Origin of the sequence: Kitasatospora purpeofusca, from assembly GCF_036010405.1 — a bacterium.
Classification (GTDB): domain Bacteria; phylum Actinomycetota; class Actinomycetes; order Streptomycetales; family Streptomycetaceae; genus Kitasatospora; species Kitasatospora purpeofusca.
The window spans coordinates 3,804,854-3,821,449 of record NZ_CP108561.1; the positions used below are offsets into that span (position 1 = coordinate 3,804,854).

At 73.1% G+C, this 16,596-nt stretch carries 16 protein-coding genes; 9 read left to right on the forward strand and 7 right to left on the reverse strand.

Annotated elements, in window-relative coordinates:
• Window positions 1-107 precede the first annotated feature (107 nt).
• Window positions 108-242, forward strand: a complete 135-nt coding sequence (locus OG715_RS16635) for a hypothetical protein (RefSeq protein WP_266269569.1) — start codon at window positions 108-110, stop codon at window positions 240-242.
• 100 nt (window positions 243-342) lie between these two features.
• Complete coding sequence (locus tag OG715_RS16640; RefSeq protein WP_266269570.1) at window positions 343-1,638, forward strand: hypothetical protein; 1,296 nt, start codon at window positions 343-345, stop codon at window positions 1,636-1,638.
• A 43-nt stretch (window positions 1,639-1,681) separates the two neighbouring features.
• On the opposite strand, the gene OG715_RS16645 is transcribed toward OG715_RS16640, so the two are convergent.
• Entirely contained in the window at window positions 1,682-2,053 is a 372-nt protein-coding gene (locus tag OG715_RS16645) for a chorismate mutase (protein WP_266269571.1), read from the reverse strand.
• Between the two features lie 333 nt (window positions 2,054-2,386).
• Here OG715_RS16645 and OG715_RS16650 point away from each other — a divergent pair, with 333 nt between their 5' ends.
• A complete protein-coding gene (locus OG715_RS16650) occupies window positions 2,387-2,815 on the forward strand; it encodes an OsmC family protein (protein ID WP_045940640.1) in 429 nt (142 codons plus the stop codon).
• 399 nt (window positions 2,816-3,214) lie between these two features.
• Complete coding sequence (locus tag OG715_RS16655; protein ID WP_266269572.1) at window positions 3,215-5,395, forward strand: putative bifunctional diguanylate cyclase/phosphodiesterase; 2,181 nt, start codon at window positions 3,215-3,217, stop codon at window positions 5,393-5,395.
• A 6-nt stretch (window positions 5,396-5,401) separates the two neighbouring features.
• Here OG715_RS16655 and OG715_RS16660 read toward each other — a convergent pair whose 3' ends face one another.
• Entirely contained in the window at window positions 5,402-6,520 is a 1,119-nt protein-coding gene (locus tag OG715_RS16660) for an LLM class flavin-dependent oxidoreductase (RefSeq protein ID WP_266269574.1), read from the reverse strand.
• 597 nt (window positions 6,521-7,117) lie between these two features.
• On the opposite strand from OG715_RS16660, the gene OG715_RS16665 reads away from it, so the two are divergent.
• Both OG715_RS16665 and OG715_RS16670 read left to right on the forward strand, forming a co-directional pair.
• Window positions 7,118-7,714 (forward strand): DedA family protein, encoded by a 597-nt coding sequence (locus OG715_RS16665; protein WP_266269576.1) that lies wholly within the window; start codon window positions 7,118-7,120, stop codon window positions 7,712-7,714.
• 236 nt (window positions 7,715-7,950) lie between these two features.
• A complete protein-coding gene (locus OG715_RS16670) occupies window positions 7,951-9,237 on the forward strand; it encodes a polysaccharide deacetylase family protein (RefSeq protein ID WP_266269579.1) in 1,287 nt (428 codons plus the stop codon).
• A gap of 38 nt (window positions 9,238-9,275) precedes the next feature.
• On the opposite strand, the gene OG715_RS16675 is transcribed toward OG715_RS16670, so the two are convergent.
• The 3 genes from OG715_RS16675 to OG715_RS16685 form a co-directional block, all read right to left on the reverse strand.
• A complete protein-coding gene (locus OG715_RS16675; protein WP_266269580.1) occupies window positions 9,276-10,184 on the reverse strand; it encodes a glycoside hydrolase family 6 protein in 909 nt (302 codons plus the stop codon).
• Window positions 10,185-10,540: 356 nt separating this feature from the next.
• A complete protein-coding gene (locus OG715_RS16680; protein WP_266269581.1) occupies window positions 10,541-11,269 on the reverse strand; it encodes a uracil-DNA glycosylase in 729 nt (242 codons plus the stop codon).
• Window positions 11,270-11,371: 102 nt separating this feature from the next.
• Window positions 11,372-12,535, reverse strand: a complete 1,164-nt coding sequence (locus tag OG715_RS16685; RefSeq protein WP_266269582.1) for a low temperature requirement protein A — start codon at window positions 12,533-12,535, stop codon at window positions 11,372-11,374.
• A gap of 373 nt (window positions 12,536-12,908) precedes the next feature.
• Here OG715_RS16685 and OG715_RS16690 point away from each other — a divergent pair, with 373 nt between their 5' ends.
• Window positions 12,909-13,688, forward strand: a complete 780-nt coding sequence (locus tag OG715_RS16690; protein WP_266269583.1) for an HAD-IIA family hydrolase — start codon at window positions 12,909-12,911, stop codon at window positions 13,686-13,688.
• 473 nt (window positions 13,689-14,161) lie between these two features.
• Complete coding sequence (locus OG715_RS16695) at window positions 14,162-15,277, forward strand: Gfo/Idh/MocA family oxidoreductase (RefSeq protein ID WP_266269585.1); 1,116 nt, start codon at window positions 14,162-14,164, stop codon at window positions 15,275-15,277.
• Window positions 15,278-15,340: 63 nt separating this feature from the next.
• Here OG715_RS16695 and OG715_RS16700 read toward each other — a convergent pair whose 3' ends face one another.
• A complete protein-coding gene (locus OG715_RS16700) occupies window positions 15,341-15,763 on the reverse strand; it encodes a type II toxin-antitoxin system VapC family toxin (protein ID WP_266269586.1) in 423 nt (140 codons plus the stop codon).
• The gene (locus OG715_RS16705; RefSeq protein ID WP_030394189.1) at window positions 15,756-16,040 is read right to left on the reverse strand and encodes a type II toxin-antitoxin system Phd/YefM family antitoxin; all 285 of its coding nucleotides are present in this window, start codon (window positions 16,038-16,040) and stop codon (window positions 15,756-15,758) included. Before OG715_RS16705 ends, OG715_RS16700 begins: the two co-directional genes overlap by 8 nt.
• A gap of 132 nt (window positions 16,041-16,172) precedes the next feature.
• On the opposite strand from OG715_RS16705, the gene OG715_RS16710 reads away from it, so the two are divergent.
• Window positions 16,173-16,595 carry a hypothetical protein gene (locus OG715_RS16710; protein ID WP_266269587.1) on the forward strand — a complete coding sequence of 141 codons (423 nt, stop codon included), beginning with the start codon at window positions 16,173-16,175 and terminating at the stop codon, window positions 16,593-16,595.
• Window position 16,596: the final 1 nt, after the last annotated feature.

The following is a 16,596-nucleotide window of genomic DNA, read 5'->3' on the forward strand; positions in this document are numbered from 1 at the left end:
CCTTTGCCTACACCCAGTCATGTGATTGGATTCCGTTTACCTGAGTGGGGGGTCGCCCATCACAGGTGCACAGGGGCTGCCTCATGCGGATCATGCTCGTACCGGAGATGCCCTACGGAGACGTCTACGTCGAAAGGAGCGCGGACAGCGAGCCCACCGTCTGGCTGGACGAGAACGTCTACTCGGAGGAGCAGGCAATCTTGCTGGCCCAGAGGCTGGACGGCCCTCCGGAGACCCGCTGATCACTGGGGCCCGGCCGTTCGCACAGCGCCACCCGTCCGGCACGGCGGGGCCCTATCCTCATGACTGGCCCCGCCTGCCAGACGACGAGAGGGGAACGCTGTGGCGTATGCAGAAAAACGCTTGAGCCAAGCCAAGGGGAAAAAGGGAAAAGCCACTTGGCGAGCACGCTTCAAAAAACCCGACGGTAGCTGGGACAGCGAACCGGGATTTCCCACCAAAAACACCGCGCTCGAATACGGCCAGGAGCAGGAGGCCGCCATCCGCGCCGGCACCTGGATCGATCCGAAGCTTGGACGAGTCCGGTTCGGAGAATGGGCGCTGGAGTGGCTCCAGGCACAATCCCCCCGCGGCCGGACCACCGACAACCGGTGGAATTTGCTGGAGTCCCACATCCTCCCCCAATGGCGGGACACGGCACTGATCGCGTTCAACTGGTTCGAGGTCGAGGCCTGGGCCCGCAGGCTCGCTGGCACCGTGGCGGAGAGCACGATCCGGGACGCGGTCGGGCTGCTCTCCCGAATCCTCACCGGCGCCGTGGACGCGCGGCGGATCCCGGTCAATCACCTCTACAACCGGCGCCTGACGGGTGTAGACGCTGCCTCAGGCGCGCGGCGCGGACTCCAGGCGGCCACTGCAGAGGTCAAGCCACCAGTAGTGCCGTTCGCGACCACGGAGACCGTCCTGCGGCTCGCCCGACGACTCGGCCCGCTCTACGGGCTGCACGTGCTCACCACTGCGTTCGCCGGCCCCCGCTGGGAGGAGCTCGTCGGGCTCCACCGCGACAACGCCTTGCTGACCCGCACCGAGGCTGACGAGCACGGGGGCATGTTCACCTGCCCGATCATCCGGATCGACGCCGAGATCGGCGCCCTGGCCGAGTACGCCAAGCGCGACCCGGAGACGGGCAAGCGGAAGGCGTTCCGAGGGATCGAACCGCTGAAGAACCCTCAGTCCGCCCGAGACATCGACCTGCCGCCTTTCCTCGCAGAACTCCTCCAACAGCACCTGGACGCCAGGCCGTACGACTACGTCTTCAGCACGGCCAAGGGCAAGTGGTGGTGGCGCAACGCGTGGTACGAGATCATCCGCCCGGCCGCCGACGGCCGTCCTGCCCGGCCGCCCGGAAGGGGGCGGCCGGCATGCGAGGAGTGGGAGCCCCTCCACCCAGGACTGACGATGCGGCGACTCCGGCACACCCACGACACCTGGCAGGCCGAGGAGGACGTGCACCCGCTGCTCCAGCATGAGCAAGCCGGGCACAAGTACCCTGGGATCAAGGGCGTGTACCAGCACCCCACGCCGTCCATGCGGAGGCATCGGCTCGCCGCCTTCGAGCGGCGGTACGAGCGGACGATGAAGGCGCTGGGCTGGGACCGGATCTGGGAGGCTCAGTAAATGATCTCCCGAATTTCCCCCAGATGATCATGGTTTCGAGGTTTCAGCCCTCAGGTTGACTGCTCACCTCGCTGGTCAGCGGCTTAGAGGCGATCGCCTCGTGGTGCCTGATCACTTCAGCGATGATGAAGTTGAGGAACTTCTCGGCGAACACCGGGTCCAGGTGCGCACCGGCGGCCAGCTCGCGCAGGCGCTTGATCTGGGCGCGCTCGCGGGCCGGATCGGCCGGGGGGAGCTTGTGCTCGGCCTTGAGCCGGCCGACCCGCTGGGTCGCCTTGAAGCGCTCGGCCAGCATGTGGACCACCGCGGCGTCGATGTTGTCGATGCTCTCGCGCAGGCTGGTCAGCTCGGCCCGCACGGCGGCGTCGACCCCCTCGGGCAGTCCGGCATCGGGGGTCGTGGGGTGGTCGGTCATCGGGCAGGCTCCGCGGCTCTCTCGGTCTTGCGCCCGGCCGTCCGGCGGCCGGGCCCGGGCCCGGGCAAATCTAACAGGGCACCCGGCACGGGCCCGCACCATTTGGCCGATCGGTCCACGATATGGACGGCACACGGACCGACCGCCGGACGCCGCTCCGAGCTGCCCGGGCCCGGCCTCCGGAAGGCGCGCCCGCCCGGGCCTCCGAGGGATTTTCGGACTCGGCAGACCGAGGCGCTACTTGTGGCAGGCCCCCGACCTGCACGTAGGCTGGGCGGCGGCATGACCGGACGTGACGACCCAGCAGTTCCTCATTCGTTGGAGGTACAGATCGTGGCAACCACCCGCACCGCCCGCACCGCTTGGGAAGGCAACCTGGTCGACGGCAAGGGCCAGGTGGCGTTCGCGTCGTCCGGCATCGGCGAGTTCCCGGTGTCCTGGCCGGCCCGCGCCGAGGCTCCGAACGGGCTGACCAGCCCGGAGGAGCTCATCGCCGCCGCGCACTCCGCCTGCTTCTCGATGGCGCTCTCGCACGGCCTGACGGGCGCGGGCACCCCGCCCACCAAGCTCGACACCCAGGCCGATGTCACCTTCCAGCCGGGCACCGGCATCACCGGCATCCACCTCACCGTCACCGGTGAGGTGCCCGGACTGGACGAGGCCGGTTTCGTGGCCGCCGCCGAGGACGCCAAGGCGAACTGCCCGGTGAGCCAGGCCCTGACCGGCACCACCATCACCCTCACGGCCTCGCTGGCCGGCTGACCGTCCGGTCCTTCCGCTCCTTTCCTTGTGTTCCTCGGCCCTGGTGGGGCGCGTGTTCGGCGCTCCGCCGGGGCCCGAGGGCGCACTGCCGGAGCACGCGCCCTCGGTGCACATCATGTGATGTGTACCGGGGGCGTCCGCATGTATCGCCGTACTTGCCCCCAAAGCCGACGAATCACCCTGGCGGCGGTCACCGCGCGTTGCCGTCGCGTCCTATGATCGGCCGCAGCACCCTGTTCCTCACGGTTCCTCAGACGGGCTTCGTCCCGGCCCGCTCCGTCCCGAGCGTTCCGCCGCGCCGCCCGCCTCCCCGGAGCCCGGCAGGGTGCGGAGCCGGCCGCCGCAGTCGGGTGACCGGCCGGACCAGCGTCAAGCGTCAGCAGCGGACGGGAGCATGCCGTGCCGGGCCAGAACGAGGGGGCCGACGCTCACCGCCCCGGCGTACGGCGCGAGGAGCCACGGGCGCACCACCGCCTCCCACCGCCCGCCGTCCGCCCTGCCGGCAGCGGCCCCGGCAGCACCAACGGCACCACGAACGGCACCACGAACGGCACCACCCAGGCCGTCCTGGACGCCGTGGCCGCCGTGGCCGACGGCGCCCTGCTCTGCCCGACCTGCGCGCGGCCGCTCTCCGACGACGCCCACCGGACGGCGGACGACAGCCCCGGCGGCGGGACCCCCGGGGCGGGACCGGCCGCCACCGAGGGCGAGGACCGGCTGCTGGACGCCCTGCGGGTGAGCGAGGCCCGACTGCGGGCCGCCTTCTGGGACGCCGGCATCGGCATGGCCCTGATCGACCCCGAGGACCGGATCATCGAGGTCAACCCCGCCTTCGCCACGCTCGTCGGCCGCAGCGTCGGCGAACTCGCGCAGACCCACATCCACGAGATCGTCGACCCCGAGGGCATGCCGCACCGGCTCTTCCCGGCCCTCGTCGACGGCGAGCGCGACCGGCTCCGGGTCGAGAAGCAGCTCAAGCACCGCGAGGGCCGGACGGTCTGGAGCAAGCTGACCGTCTCGCTGATCCGGGACGCCTCGGGCGGGCCGCTCTACACGCTCGCCCTGGTCGAGGACATCACCGAGCAGCGCCGGCTCGGCGACCGGCTGGAGTACCAGGCCCTGCACGACCCGCTGACCCGCCTGCCCAACCGGACGTACTTCTTCGAACGCCTCGACGCCGCCTGCCTCACCGCCGACCGGTCGACGGCGCCCCTGCCGGCGCCCGCGCCCGCCGCCCCGGCCGTCGGGGACGAGGCCGACGGCCCCCGGGTCGGCGTCTGCTACCTGGACCTCGACGGGTTCGCCGCGATCAACGAGACGCTCGGCCACCACATCGGCGACCAGCTGCTGATCGCCGTGGCCACCCGGTTGCGGCGCGGCTTCTCCGCGCACGGCGACCGGCTGGTGGCGCGGATGGGCGGTGACGAGTTCGCCGTCCTGGTGACCGACAGCCGGGGCAGCGACCAGCTGACCGACCTGGCCGCCCGGATCCTCGAAGCCCTGGAACGGCCCTTCGACGTGGCCGGCCACCGCCTGGTGGTCACCGCCAGTGTCGGCGTCGTCGAACGCTCGGTGCGCGAGACCACCCCCACCGACCTGGTCAAGGACGCCGACGCCACCCTGTACTGGTCCAAGGCCGACGGCCGGGCCCGGTGGACCCTCTACGACCCCGACCGGGGCGCCCACCAGCTGACCCGCCAGCTGCTCGCGACCGCGCTGCGGCCGGCGCTGGAGCGCGGCGAGTTCACCATCGAGTACCAGCCGCTGGTCGGCCTCGCCGACGGCACCGTGCACGGCGCCGAGGCCCTGGTCAGATGGCGCCACCCCCGCTACGGGACGCTCTCGCCGGACCGCTTCATCCCGCTCGCCGAGGAGTCCGGGGCGATCGTGCCGCTCGGCAAGTGGGTACTGGAGGAGTCCTGCCGCCAGGCGCGGCGCTGGCTCACCGAGTTCCCCGAGACCGAGACCTTCGTGAGCGTCAATCTGGCCGCCCGCCAGATCTGGGACTCCGACGTGGTCGCCGATGTCGCCCAGGCCCTCGAACGCACCGGGCTGCCGGCCCGGCTGCTGCAGCTGGAGATCACCGAGAGCGCCCTGCTCGGCCCCGGCGGGCGCCCGCTCCAGGCCCTCCAGGCGCTCGCCGACATGGGCGTCCGGATCGCGATCGACGACTTCGGGACGGGCTACTCGAACCTCGCCTACCTCTCCCGGCTCCCGGTGCACGTACTGAAGCTGGACGGCACCTTCATCGAGGGCTTCCGCGACCCCTCGCCGACCGGCTCCCGGGCGGAGCTCCCCGGGTCCGGCGCGCGGCGGAGCGACGCGGACGAGCAGATCGTCGGCGCGATGGTGCAACTGGCCCACACCCTCGGCCTGACCGTGACCGCCGAGGGCATCGAGAGCGCCGCCCAGGCCGAACGGCTGCGGCTCACCGGCTGCGACACCGCCCAGGGCTGGTACTTCGCCCGCCCGGGCGAGGCGGAACTCGTGGCGGCCATACTCCGCGACAACCGGGACGGGCGCGACAGCCGGGACGGGCACGACAGCCCGGACGGCCGGGACAGCCGGGACAGCCGCTAGGGATCGTCAGCCGGCCGAGGTCCGGGCCGGCCCGGTCAGGCCGTACGCCTCGGCGATCAGCCCGTAGGAACGCAGCCGCGCCTCGTGGCCGTGGATGTGCGAGGTCACCATCAGCTCCTCCACCCCGGTCCGCTTGCGCAGCGCCTCCAGCCCGTCGGCCACCTCGCCCGGCGAGCCCAGCACGACATTGCCCAGCCACTCGTCGATGAAGTCCGCCTCCATCGGGCTGTACGGGTAGGACTCGGCCTCCTCGGGCGTGGGGATGGGGCCCGGGTTGCCGCGGCGCAGCCGGAGCATGCCGAGGGCCGCCGAGCGGGCGAGGCGGCGGGCGGCGTCCCGGTCGTCGGCCGCGACCGCGCCCACCCCGATCAGCGCGTACGGCTCGTCCAGGACCGCCGAGGGGCGGAACTCCGAGCGGTAGAGGTCGAGGGCCGGGAGGGTGTTCACACTGCTGAAGTGGTGCGCGAAGGCGAACGGCAGCCCCAGGCGGCCGGCCAGCTGGGCGCTGAAGCCGGAGGAGCCGAGCAGCCAGACCGGCGGCCGCCCCTCGCCCTTCGGCACGGCGGTCAACCGGGCGTAGGCGTGCTCGGCCGGGAAGCTGCCGTCGAGGAAGTGGGTCAGCTCCGCGAGCTGGCGGGGGAAGTCGTCGGCGCCCTCGCCGAGGCCCCGGCGCAGCGCCCGGGCGGTGGCGGCGTCGGTGCCGGGGGCCCGACCGAGGCCGAGGTCGATCCGGCCGGGGTGGAGGGCTTCGAGCAGGCCGAACTGCTCGGCGATCGCCAGCGGGGCGTGGTTGGGCAGCATCACGCCGCCCGAGCCGAGCCGCAGGGTGGTGGTGTGGGCGCCGAGGTGGGCCAGCAGGACGGCCGGGGTGGAGCTGGCGACACCGGGCATGCCGTGGTGCTCGGCCACCCAGAAGCGGTGGTAGCCCCATTCCTCGGCGCTGCGGGCGAGGGTGGTGGTCGCGGCGAGTGCCTGCGAGGGGGTGTGGCCGACCCCGACGGTGGCCAGGTCGAGAATCGACAGCGGGGCGGGCGCCGTCCCCCGGGCCGTGCCCCGGATCGCGTCCGGGGCGGGTGCCGCGTTCCCGTCCTCCCGCTGCTCCGCCCGCCTGTCCTCGGTCGTCATACCGTCCGTCCTCCTGGCCGTGGTCGTTCCGTCCGCCGGTGCGGTGCACCGGTGCCGGCCACCGGGTCGGCCGGTGCCGCCGCCGGTGCCGACTGTGGTCAACCCCGGCCGAGGTCCCCCTTGTTCCCCGGCCCGGGCCCGGCCGCGCCCCGGCCGACCCGTTCGCGAACGCCCGTCCCGTCCGTCGCCGCAGGCCCCTCGGGGCCCGGGTCCCGGTTGACGCAGAGGCAGCGGACGAACACCCGTGGCGACTTCACGCCAGCGCGGGAAGTCGCCAGCCGGAGGGCTCGCGGGCGGTGTCCGGCGTCCGGCAGGCTTGGTTCCCGGCGGATCACCCAACCGGATCCGCACTCAACAGCAAGGTCGTCGGGCTGGACCAGCGCCGACCGATCCCCGCGAGCCCCCGGAGCGGCACCCCGCCCCGGGGGCTCGTGCCAATTCCGGGCCGGCGCCCGTGCCCGCGCCATTCCGGGCCGGTGCGGCGCGGGCCCTGTGAGCCGGCGCACAGCCGGGGTGCTTCATGGCATGAAAAGTCGAGGCGCTAGCGTTGTCCCTTGCAACCACTGCTCCTCCGGGCAGCCTGGAGGGAGGAAGCACATGGACATCGCGACACTGGCCGGATCCTCGTGGATCTGCGCCCTGGCACTCTGCGCCGTGCTCGGCGACGCCTTCCTCCCCTTCATCCCGAGCGGGACGCTCGTCATACTCGCCGTACTCAAGACGGCACAGATAGACGGCGCGCCCCTCCTGCTCGGGCTGGGCGTGGCCACCGCCTCCTTCCTCGGCGATCTGCTGCTGCTCCAGCTGGCCCGGCGCGGCGCGCCCATGGTCAACCGGCGGCTGGAACACCGGCCGAAGCTCGCGGCGAGCGTGGCGCGGGTCCAGCACGCGCTGGACTCACGCACCACACGGGCGGCGGCCGTGATGGTCGTGGTCGCCCGCTTCGTCCCGGCCGGGCGGACCGTTCTCGACCTGGCCATCGGCCACTCCCCCGCGCACCCCCACCGCTTCCTGCGCTGGTCGGCGCTGGCCGCGATGATCTGGGCGGCCTACATCGTGACCCTGGGCTGGCTCAACAGCCACTGGTTCGACACCGCCTGGCTGAGCCTCGCGGTCTCCTGCACCGCGGCCACCGCGGTGAGCACCGCCATCGCGCGGATCGTGCGCCGCAACCGCCGGATCCCGCTCGGCTGACGCCGCGACGGCACGCCCCTCGAATCGGGCGAAGCGTCACAGGACGGCAACAGAAGACATTTCTTCGCATCCCGTACAGGCGTGCCGAGCGTGTCCATGGTCGGCGACCCCCGGTTCCTTGGTGACCCGTGTGTTCGCATGCAATCCTAACGACGGATAATCACTCAATTGTCCGAATTGAGTGATGCGGGCACGGCTGCGGCCGCACCCGGTCCGGAACGACCCCAGGGGAGACGATGGGCAGCATCTCGCGCAGGACCGTGCTCACAGCCACCGCCGCGACCGCGGCCCTCGGAGCGGTGACGGCCTGCTCCGGGGGCGGCTCGGGATCGGCCTCCGCCTCCGGCTCCGGCTCGGGCCCCGCCCCCGCTCCCACCACCGGCGGGGCGAGCACCGGAACCGGCGTCACCCCGAGCGGCACCCCGACCAAGGGCAAGCCGATCGGCGACGGCTCGACCTCCGACACCGGCCCGCAGCCCAACCAGCCCAAGCCGGAGAAGCTCAAGCCCGGCGAGCGCCCGCCGCAGTTCGTGGTGTTCTCCTGGGACGGCGCCGGAGCGACCGAGGACGGCCAGTTCCCCCGCTTCCTCAAGCTCGCCGAGGAGCACAAGGCCTCGATGACCTTCTTCCTCTCCGGCATATACACCCTGCCGAAGGGCAGGTCCGAGCTGTACCACCCGCCGCTGCACTCGGTCGGCGCCTCCGACATCCCCTACCTGTCGGACGGCGCGGTCAAGAACACCATCAAGCTCGTCAGCCAGGCCTGGCTGGCCGGCCACGAGATAGGCACCCACTTCAACGGCCACTTCTGCTCGACCCGCTCGGACGGCAACGGCGTCAACAAGTGGAGCCCGCAGGACTGGCAGAGCGAGATCGACCAGGCCGTCGGCTTCGTGACCCAGTGGCGGACCAACACCGGCTTCACCGACGTCGACCCGCTGCCCTTCGACTACAAGAAGGAGCTGATCGGCGGCCGCACCCCGTGCCTGGAAGGGCAGAAGGCCCTGCTGCCGACGGCCGCCGCGCTCGGCTGGAAGTACGACGCCAGCTCCCAGGGCGGCCAGCAGATCTGGCCCCAGAAGGTTCAGGACGGGAAGGTCTGGGACCTCCCGCTGCAGAGCATCCCGTTCCCCGGGCACACCTTCCAGGTGCTCTCCATGGACTACAACATCCTGGCCAACCAGTCGAAGGTCACCAACGGGGACCCGGCCAAGTTCAACGACTGGCGCACCCAGGCCAGGGACTCCTACCTGGCCGGCTTCGACCGCGCCTACAACGGCAACCGCGCGCCGTTCTTCATCGGCAACCACTTCGAGCAGTGGAACGGCGGCATCTACATGGACGCCGTCGAGGAGACCCTCAAGACGATCGCGGGCAAGCCCGAGGTCCGGCTGGTCTCGTTCAAGCAGTTCGTCGAGTGGCTGGACGTGCAGGACCAGTCCACCCTCCGCAAGCTGCGCACCCTCAACGTGGGGCAGGCGCCGGCCAACGGCTGGGAGAGCTTCCTCGGCACGACCGGGTAGGGCCGTTCCTCCCGTACCTGCGGGCGTCCGGCGGCGGCCTACCCGGCGGCGGGGGCGGCCGTCGCCAGGCCCAGCGCGTACGGGAGCCAGAACTCGCCCGCCCGGGGCTCGCCCCGGCCGCACTCGCCGTCCGACTCGCCCGGGTTCTTGATCCAGAGGAAGGCGTCGACCCCGGGCTGCCCGGTCTCCGCGGTGGGCGGCGTGCCGAGCGCGCGGCCGGGCGGGTTGCACCACGCCTCCGCGCCCAGCGGGCCGTTGCCGTTGCGGCTGGTGTCGACGACGAAGTGCTTGCCGTCCAACAGGGCGGACAGCTGGGCCCCGTACGCGGTACTGCGGTCGGTGGCGTAGAAGTTGGAGACGTTCAGCGCGAAGCCGTCGGCCGCGGCGATCCCGGACTTGCGCAGGGCCTCCGCGAGTGCGGCCCGGTCCTGCACCCAGCCGGGGTTGCCCGCGTCCAGGTAGACCCGCACCTGCGGACGCTTCTTCAACTCCTGGACGGCGAAGGCCAGCAGGCCGTAGCGCTCAGCGGCGGCGTCGCCCTGGACCCCGCAGGCGTCCAGGGTGTGCGCGACCGCGTCGGGCTCCAGCACCACCCAGGCCCGGCGGTCACCGAGCGCCTCCGCGAGGCCGGTGACCCAGGCCCGGTAGGCGGCCGCGTCGGTGGCGCCGCCGGCCGAGTAGAGACCGCAGTCCCGGTGCGGGATGTTGTACGCGACGAAGACCGGCGTCCGGTCGGCCTCGGCGGCGCGCCGGCTCACCTGCTCGGCGGTGGCCCGGGCGGACTGGTCGGTCAGCCACTGCGAGGAGGGCCGGGAGGCGATCCGCAGCAGGGTGTCCGCCTCCGCCGTCCGGCCCTGACCGCGCAGCGCGGTCACCTGCTGGGCGGCGGCGGTCCGGTCGGAGACGTAGAAGGTCTGGCCGGGGAGCTGCGGCCGGGCGCCGGGCACCGGCTGTCCGGACGCGGTCGCTCCTCCCGGCGCCGCCCCGGGTGTGGTGGCCGCCGCGGGTGCGGTGGCAGGAACGACCGCTCCCGTCGGGCTCCCCCCGGCGCAGCCCGCAACCCCCGCCACAAGCCCCAGCACTGCCGCCCCCACGGCCGGCCGGAACCCAGCCCCTCGCCCAACTCGGCGCACGTACCGCCCCTCCCAGATCCGGCCCGGCGACCCGGTCCGGCCCCAGCTTCGCACACCGGGTACCGCCCGCCGTCCACCGGAAGGTGAACGGCGGGCGGCCCGAGGCGCGGAGACGGACCGTCAGGACGGACCAGGTCCGGACGGCTCGGCCCGGGGCGACCGGGCTCGGCTCAGGCCTGCTTGAGGTCCGGGATCCGCCAGTCGATCGGGTCGACCCCGAAGCCCTCCAGCGCGGTGTCGATCTGCGAGAACGGGCGGCTGCCGAAGAACAGCTTGGCCGACAGCGGCGACGGGTGCGCGCCCTGGACCACCACGTGCTTCTCGGTGTCGATCAGCGGCAGCTTCTTCTTGGCGTAGTTGCCCCAGAGCACGAAGACGACCGGCTCCTCGCGCGCGCTCACCGCCTGGATCACCGCGTCGGTGAACTTCTCCCAGCCCTTGGCCTTGTGCGAATTGGCCTCGTGCGCGCGGACCGTGAGCACCGCGTTGAGCAGCAGCACGCCCTGCTCGGCCCAGTGCATCAGGTAACCGTTGTCCGGCGCCGGAATGCCGAGGTCGGCGTCCAGCTCCTTGAAGATGTTGCGCAGCGAGGGCGGCGTCCTGGTGCCGGGCAGCACCGAGAAGCTCATGCCGTGGGCCTGGCCGTCGTCGTGGTACGGGTCCTGCCCGAGCACGAGCACCCGGACCTTCTCGTACGACGTGGCCTCCAGCGCGGAGAACTCCTGCCCGCTCGGCGGGAAGACCTGGTGCTCCGCCCGCTGGGCCGCCACGAAGGCCGCCAGCTCGGCGAAGTACGGCTTCTCCGTCTCCGCGCCCAGCACCTCCCGCCAGGACTCCGGCAGCTCCAGACCGGCTCCCGATTCGGCCCCGCCCACGCTCGCCTCGACCGTGTCCGTCACGACGACATCTACCTCCCACCGAACGGCCGCTCACCGCGGAACCGCCCCGACCTGCGGGCATATCGCGCCCCTCGCGCCGTACGCCCTCTTTCACCCCGAACGCTACACAGGCCCACCGACAACCGGGTCCCCGACCGCTTCCGGGGCGGCTTCCCCGGCCCGCTCCGCGACCGCCGCCGCCGCGTTCACCCGCCGGTGCTCGACCACGTTCAGCACCACCAGCACCACCGCGAGCGTCACCAGCGCGGCGAGCGCCGGCCACCGCACCATCGCGGGCGCGAGCGCCAGGACCACCGCCGCCGCCACGATCCGGGTGGTGGCGACCGATCGGAACATCATCCAGCGCGTGTAGCCGAAGGTCAGCAGATACAGCCCGCACCCCCCGTACAGCAGCCCCACCGTGGCCGCGCCCAGCGCCCGGCGGGGATCGGCCACCGTCTCGCCGAAGCCCACCGCCACCGCGATCACCGAGGCCGCCAGCGCCAGGTGCCCGTACTGGAAGACCCGGCGGACCATGTCCCGGCGCGAGTCGGCGACGGTGACGGCGTGCCGCATGGCATCGGCCGCGAAGACGAAGTACTGCCACCAGAGACCGGCCGAGATGGTGAACGCGGCCGTGACCGCGAGGAGTTCGGCCGCGTCGAGGCGGACCGAGGCCGCGGTGGCACCGATCCCGACGATCGACTCGCCGAGCGCCACCAGCAGGAACAGGGCGAACCGCTCCGGCATGTGCGACGGGTGGTAGGCGACGGCGGCCAGCTTGCGGCGGAACACCACCGGCCCGGACAGGTCGCAGAGCGCCGCCAGCGCCCAGAGGCAGACCCTCGGCCCCTCCGGCAGCAACCCGCCCGCCACCAGCAGCGGCCCACTGACCAGCACACCGACCCCGTACGGCCCGCGCCAGACCCCCGGGACGCGCACCAGCAGGAACAGCAGCACCACCCGGGCCGCCCAGTACCCGGCGCCGAGCAGCACACCCCGGTTCCCGTACGCGCCGGGCACGGCCAGCGCCATGACCAGCCCGGTGAACCCGACCGCCAGGATGCCCAGCCGGTCGCGCGCGGTGTCCACGTCGCGGATGTTGGCCTGCACGGTGGTGCCGACCCAGCACCAGTAGACCGGCACGAACACCACCAGCGCCTGCACGATCCCGACCGGGTCGTGCCGGTGGTGCAGCAGGCCCGACACCTGCGTGATCGCGAAGACGAAGATCAGGTCGAAGTACAACTCCGCCCAGGTGACCCGCTTCTCCGGCAGCTCCCCCACCTGCCGTTCGTCCGGCCGATTCCCTTCCGGCCTTTTCGCGTCCGGCTGTCTCCCCGCCGACCGCTCCCCCGTCCCGACCGCCGATTCCTCGGCCCCCGCCGGAAGCTCCCCCGTGGTGCTCATCCGCCCCTCCTCGATGCACACAGCGAACGGGCCCGCCCGGAACGCCGGTGCGGGGCCCTCGACAGCAGTGCAGAGGCTAGACCAGCCCGCCCCGACGCACCGCCCCGGTCCACCGGTCGGCGGCCCCTACGGGCGGCGGCCCGGGACGACTAGGCTGATCGCTGTTGGGGCAGCCATTGGCGCCCGGCCGGCCGCTGGTGTCCGGTCCGGTGCGATTTTCGAACCATCGCAAGACCTAGGAGACACCACCGTGGCAGACCGCAAGCCCATCGACACCTGGCTGACCGACATGGACGGGGTCCTCATCCACGAGGGCGTGCCGATCCCCGGCGCCGATGCCTTCATCAAGCGGCTGCGTGAGTCCGGCAAGCCGTTCCTGGTGCTCACCAACAACTCCATCTACACCCAGCGCGACCTGCACGCCAGGCTCTCCCGGATGGGCCTGGACGTCCCCGCCGAGCACATCTGGACCTCCGCGCTGGCCACCGCGAAGTTCCTCTCCGACCAGCGCCCGAACGGCACCGCGTACGTGATCGGCGAGGCCGGTCTGACCACCGCGCTGCACGACGTCGACTACGTGCTCACCGACACCGACCCCGACTTCGTCGTCCTCGGCGAGACCCGGACGTACTCGTTCGAGGCCCTGACCAAGGCCGTCCGCCTGATCAACGCCGGCGCCCGGTTCATCGCCACCAACCCGGACGAGACCGGCCCGTCGGCCGAGGGCGCGCTCCCCGCCACCGGCTCGGTCGCCGCCCTCATCACCAAGGCCACCGGTGTGGAGCCCTACTTCGTCGGCAAGCCCAACCCGCTGATGATGCGCGCCGGCCTGAACGCCATCGGCGCCCACTCCGAGCGGAGCGCGATGATCGGCGACCGGATGGACACCGACATCGTCTCCGGCATGGAGGCCGGCATGTCGACCTTCCTGGTCCTCACCGGCCTCACCCTGGCCAGCGAGGTGGAGCGCTTCCCGTACCGGCCGACCCAGGTGGTCGACTCGATCGCGGACCTCGTCGACCTGATCTGAGGCCCGGTCAACGACACTCGGTCCCGCGGCACCTCGACGGCCCTCCCGCTTCCGGCGCGGGAGGGCCGTCGCCGTGGCGGCGGCCGCCCGGAGCGGTCCGGCCGCTCCGGTCCGGCCGCTCCGGTCCGGCCGCTCCGGTCCGGCCGCTCCGGTCCGGCCGCTCCTCAAGGACTCCTTAAGCCGCCCCTAACCGCACCGATGACCCTCAGCGGCGCGGCCCGGCGCGGTTAACGTGAGCGCCACGCCGGGTCCCCCACACCGGCCCCGGCGGCCACCACCGTCGGTCTCCACCCGGGTCTGCCGCCGCCGCGCCCCCCACCGCGGCGGCGGCAACACCTGAACGACCGAACTGCCGGCACCGGTCCGGACGCCCCGGTCCCGCACCCTCCCGGTCCCGCACCCTCCCGTTCCGAATCCCCGGCTCCGACGCCGAAACCGGGGCCAACCGGGCGCATCGTGGTTGAGTAGGGCGCATGACCACCTCCGCGCGCCCCGCCGCCCCCGGAGCTCCCGGCTCCCGCCCGCCCTTCCGCGTCGGTCTGATCGGCTACGGCCTGGCCGGCTCCGCCTTCCACGCCCCCCTGATCGCCACCACCCCCGGACTCCGGCTCGCCGCGGTGGTCACCGCCAACCCCGACCGCCGGGCCCAGCTGCGGCAGGAGCACCCCGACGCCCGCGCCGTCGACACCCCCGAGCAGCTGCTCGCCGACCCCGACGCGCTCGACCTGGTCGTCATCGCCTCCCCCAACCGCACCCACGCCCCGCTCGCCCGCGCCGCCCTGCGGGCCGGACTGGCCACCGTGGTCGACAAGCCGCTCGCCGCCACCGCCGCCGAGGCGCGCGAACTCTGCGCGCTCGCCGGATCGAGCGGCACCCTGCTCACCGTCTTCCAGAACCGCCGCTGGGACGGCGACTTCCTCACCGCCGCCCGCCTGGTCCGCGAGGGCGCGCTCGGCCGGGTGCACCGCTTCGAGTCCCGCTTCGAGCGGTTCCGGCCCAAGCCCAAGCCCGGCTGGCGCGAGCTCGCCGACCCGGCCGAGGTCGGCGGCACCCTCTACGACCTCGGCAGCCACCTCGTCGACCAGGCGCTCACCCTCTTCGGACCGGTCGACACGGTCTACGCGGAGATCGACGTGCGGCGCGACGGCGCGGTGGTCGACGACGACGCCTTCCTCGCCCTCACCCACGCCAACGGCACCCGCTCCCACCTGTGGACCAGCGCGATCGCCCCGCTCGTCGGCCCCCGGCTGCGGGTCCTCGGCGACGCCGCCGGGTACGTCAAGCCCGGCATGGACCCGCAGGAGGCGGCCCTCCGGACCGGCCTGCGCCCCGACGGCACCATGGCCTGGGGCGCCGACGACCCCGCCCAGTACGGCACCCTCGGCACCGACGCGTCCACGACCCCGCTGCCCACCGACCCCGGCGACTACCCCGCCTTCTACGCGGGCGTCGCCGCCGCCCTGGCCACCCCCGGCACCCCGCCGCCGGTCGACCCGCAGGACGCCGTCGCCACCCTGACCGTGCTGGAGGCCGCCCGCGCCTCGGCCGCCACCGGCACCGCCGTCCGGCTCGACGCCGTTCCCGCCTGAGCCCGTCCGGCCCCGTCGGCCGCCCGTGCCCGCGCCCTGGCGCAGGCACGGGCACGGGGCCGTTCAGATCCCGATGACCTCGACCGCCGAGCCCAGCCCCTTGAAGTCCGAGATGTTGCGCGTGTACAGCGGCAGCCCGTGCGCGGAGGCGATCGCGGCGATCATCAGATCGATCCGCCGCGGACGCGGCTGCCGCCCGGACGCGATCGTCAGCGTCACCAGGGTCCCGTAGCGGGCGGCGGCGGCCCCGTCGAAGGGCAGCGGCTCGAAGTCCGCCATCGCCGCGCCCAGCACCTCCAGCCGCGCCGCCCGGCTGACCGGGTCACGGGCCATCGACACACCCTGCTGCAGCTCCGCGAAGGTGATCGCGGTCAGCTCCGGCACCGCCGGCAGATCGGCCGGGCTCAGCAGCGCCAGGTCGATGTAGACACACGTGTCCAGCACCCCGGCGGGCCGCCGCCGGGCCGCCCGCCGCCGCTCAGCCACGCGGCCGCTCGAACGGGTCGCCGTCCTCGTCCCCGACCAGCTCCTCCGGCCCGAAGTACTCCTCGGACTCCTTGCGCATCTGCTGGTAGTCCACCCGCGGCAGTTTCACGTGCCGCGCCACCAGTTCCTCGGCCGTGAGCCGCCGGCGCCCCGCCACCGGCCGCAGCTCCGCGACCTCGACCCCGTTCCTGGTGATGTGGAAGATCTCCCCCGCCTCCACCGCGTCCATCACCGCGGCGGAGTTGTTCCGGAACTCCCGCTGGGTAATCGTCTTCATGCTTTCCAAGGTAGCCCCGTGTAGCACCTGCGGCTACGCCCCGCGCACCGATCCGTCGAAAATCCACCGCCCCCGGACCCGCCGCCGCGTTACCGTACGACATCGACCGATCACGCTGGGGGGGCTCCGACCGTGGCCGACACGACCGCCGAAGCACAGCAGAATCCGTGGCTCCACGGCCAGGACGGCCCACCGCCCGGCATCCCGCGCCCCGCCGCCGGACCGGGCCCCTGGGCGAACGGCCCCTCGGCCGGCGCACCCGTCCACGTCGAACCGCCCGCGCTCCGGCTCGCCGCCACCGCCTCCCGCCGCCTCCAGGGCGAACTGCGGCAGGCCGTCGGCCACGCCGAACCGGACACCGGCGCCGCCGCCCGAGCCCTGACCGCCGACGGCTTCGCCACCGGCGCCGCGCTCACCCAGGTCCTCGGCTGGTGGAAGACCCGCTGGACCAGCCTCGACCAGCGCCTCGGCCTCGCCGCCGACCGGCTGGAGGCCACCGCCACCGCCTACCGGTCGGCCGACACCGGCGCCGCCTCCGCGTTCCGGGCGCCCTGAG

Excerpts from the sequence above, each read along its gene's own strand:
- OG715_RS16660 (WP_266269574.1), bottom strand. The coding sequence starts at position 6,520 with ATGACGACCGAGGACAGGCGGGCGGAGCAGCGGGAGGACGGGAACGCG.
- OG715_RS16645 (WP_266269571.1), bottom strand. The coding sequence starts at position 2,053 with ATGACCGACCACCCCACGACCCCCGATGCCGGACTGCCCGAGGGGGTC.
- OG715_RS16635 (WP_266269569.1), top strand. The coding sequence starts at position 108 with ATGCCCTACGGAGACGTCTACGTCGAAAGGAGCGCGGACAGCGAGCCC.
- OG715_RS16705 (WP_030394189.1), bottom strand. The coding sequence starts at position 16,040 with ATGAAGACGATTACCCAGCGGGAGTTCCGGAACAACTCCGCCGCGGTG.
- OG715_RS16670 (WP_266269579.1), top strand. The coding sequence starts at position 7,951 with ATGGGCAGCATCTCGCGCAGGACCGTGCTCACAGCCACCGCCGCGACC.
- OG715_RS16665 (WP_266269576.1), top strand. The coding sequence starts at position 7,118 with ATGGACATCGCGACACTGGCCGGATCCTCGTGGATCTGCGCCCTGGCA.
- OG715_RS16695 (WP_266269585.1), top strand. The coding sequence starts at position 14,162 with ATGACCACCTCCGCGCGCCCCGCCGCCCCCGGAGCTCCCGGCTCCCGC.